1 protein-coding gene is annotated in these 2,432 nt (G+C 65.8%); it reads right to left on the reverse strand.

All coding sequences use genetic code 11. The annotated features are described in order from the left end of the window. The coding region (locus KLK06_RS59310) for a non-ribosomal peptide synthetase (protein WP_214644734.1) at positions 1–2,432 on the reverse strand (2,432 nt) is incomplete at both ends.

Consider the following 2,432-nt stretch of genomic DNA (forward strand, 5'->3'; position numbering starts at 1 on the left):
GGCAGCGCCAGCTCCTCCGGCGCCCCAGCCAAGGTCTCCCGCCAGTAGGCGACCTGCCGCGAGATCACGCTGTCCGGATCCTGGTCGTCCCCCAGCAGTTCGCGCTGCCACAGGGCGTAGTCGGCGTACTGGACGGGCAGCGGCTCCCACTCCGGAGCCCGCCCGTCGTGCCGTGCCGCATAAGCCACCGACACATCCCGCGCCAGCGGTGCCCGTGACCAGCCGTCACTGGCGATGTGGTGAATCACCACCACCAACACCCGCTCATCGATCAACCACGCCCGGATCGGCACCTCCGACGCCAGATCGAAGGCATACCCCGCCGCCTCGGCGACCTCCAGGTCCGCCGACGACACCCGCTCCATCCGCCAGATCAGCTCATCCGGCTCGAGAATCCGCTGGTAAGGCTGACCATCGGCGACCGGGAAAACCGTCCGCAACACCTCATGCCGCTCGATCACATCCCGCAACGCCGCCCCAAGCGCCTCGACGTCCACCTCACCGTCGAGCCGCACCACGATCGGCACGTTATAAGTGGCGCTCGGGCCTTCGAGCTGCCTGATGAACCACAGACGCCGCTGCGCGAACGACAACGGCACCCGCTCCGGCCGCCGCTCCACCACCGTCAGCGCCATCCGAGCCGTCTCGGCCTCGCTCAACCGCGCCGCCAACGCGGCCACCGTCGGCGCCTCGAACAACACCGACAACCCCAACTCCACCCCGAGCAGCGCCCGCACCCGGCTGACCAGCCGCACCGCCAGCAGCGAATGCCCACCCAAAGCAAAGAAATCGTCGTCCACCCCCACCACAGACAACCCCAAAACCTCGGCGAACGCCTGACACAACAAGCCCTCCCGCACCGTCACCGGCACCCGCCCACCACCAACACCCTGCTCAGGCACAGGCAAAGCCCCACGATCAAGCTTGCCGTTACTCGTCAACGGCAACGCCTCAAGCGCAACCACCACCGACGGCACCATGTACTCCGGCAACCGCTCCACCACAAACCGCCGCACCAGATCAGCCACCCCATCAGCCCCCACCACATACGCCACCAACCGCACATCACCCGGCACATCCTCACGAGCCACCACCGCCGCCTGAGCCACCAGCGGATGCGCCGCCACCACCGCCTGCACCTCACCCGGCTCAACCCGGAACCCCCGAATCTTCACCTGCTCATCAGCCCGACCAAGAAACTCCAAATCCCCATCCACACCCCAACGCACAACATCACCACTGCGATACATGCGCCCCCCCAACTCAAACGGGCAAGCCACAAACCGCTCCGCGCTCAGCCCAGGACGCCCCACATACCCCCGAGCCACCTGCACACCCGCGATATACAACTCCCCCGCCACCCCCGGCGGCACCGGCCGCAACCACCCATCCAGCACATACAACCGACAATTCGCAATCGGCCGCCCAATCGGCACCGACTCCCCAACCTCCACCGACGCCTCAAACACACAACACCCGACCACCGTCTCCGTCGGACCATACTCATTAACCACCACCGACCCCGGCGACCGCGCCAACCACGAACGCACCAACCCCCCCGACAACACCTCACCACCCACCACCCACGTCCGCCCCACATCAGACGACACCACCTCAGCCAGCAAACTCAGATGCGCCGGCACCACCTTCACCAAACCCAAACCCAAACCCTCAGACAACACCCCCACCAACCCATCAACACCACCCCCCTCACTCACCACCACCTCCGCACCCAACACCAACGGCACCCACAAACCCGTCACCGTCAAATCAAACGCCACCGACGAATGCAACACAGAACCCACACCCACCCCATAAAACCCAGCCGCCCAACCCACATAATTAGCCAACCCCGCCTGCGTCACCACCACCCCCTTCGGCCGCCCCGTCGAACCCGACGTATAAATGACATAGGCGATCTGATCGCCGACTACGTGCCGCTCCGGTCTTTCGGCCGAGGCCATCGACAGCCGCATCACGGTCAAGGCGTCATCCAGCACCAACATCCGACCCCCACCCGCCGGCAGCTCCTCAGCAATCTCCGCACTGGTAACCGTCAACACCGCACCACTGTCAGCAAGCATGAACGCGACCCGCTCCACCGGCAGCCCCGGATCAATCGGAAGATAACCCGCCCCCACCTTCCACACCGCCAGCAACGCCACCACCAGATCCACCCCACGCCCCAAACACACCCCCACCACCGACTCCACACCCACCCCCTCACCAACCAACACCTGAGCCAACCGATTCGCCCGCTCCTCCACCCCCGCATACGACACCGCCACCCCACCCGACCGCACCGCCACCGCATCCGGCCTCCGAGCCACCTGCCCCTCAAACAACTCCACCACCGACACACCACCCACCTCCACAGCAGTGGCATTCCACCCCTCCAGCACCAACCGCCGCTCCACCTCATCGAGCACATC

Source organism: Nonomuraea sp. NEAU-A123 (genome assembly GCF_018603905.1).
Classification (GTDB): Bacteria; Actinomycetota; Actinomycetes; order Streptosporangiales; family Streptosporangiaceae; genus Nonomuraea.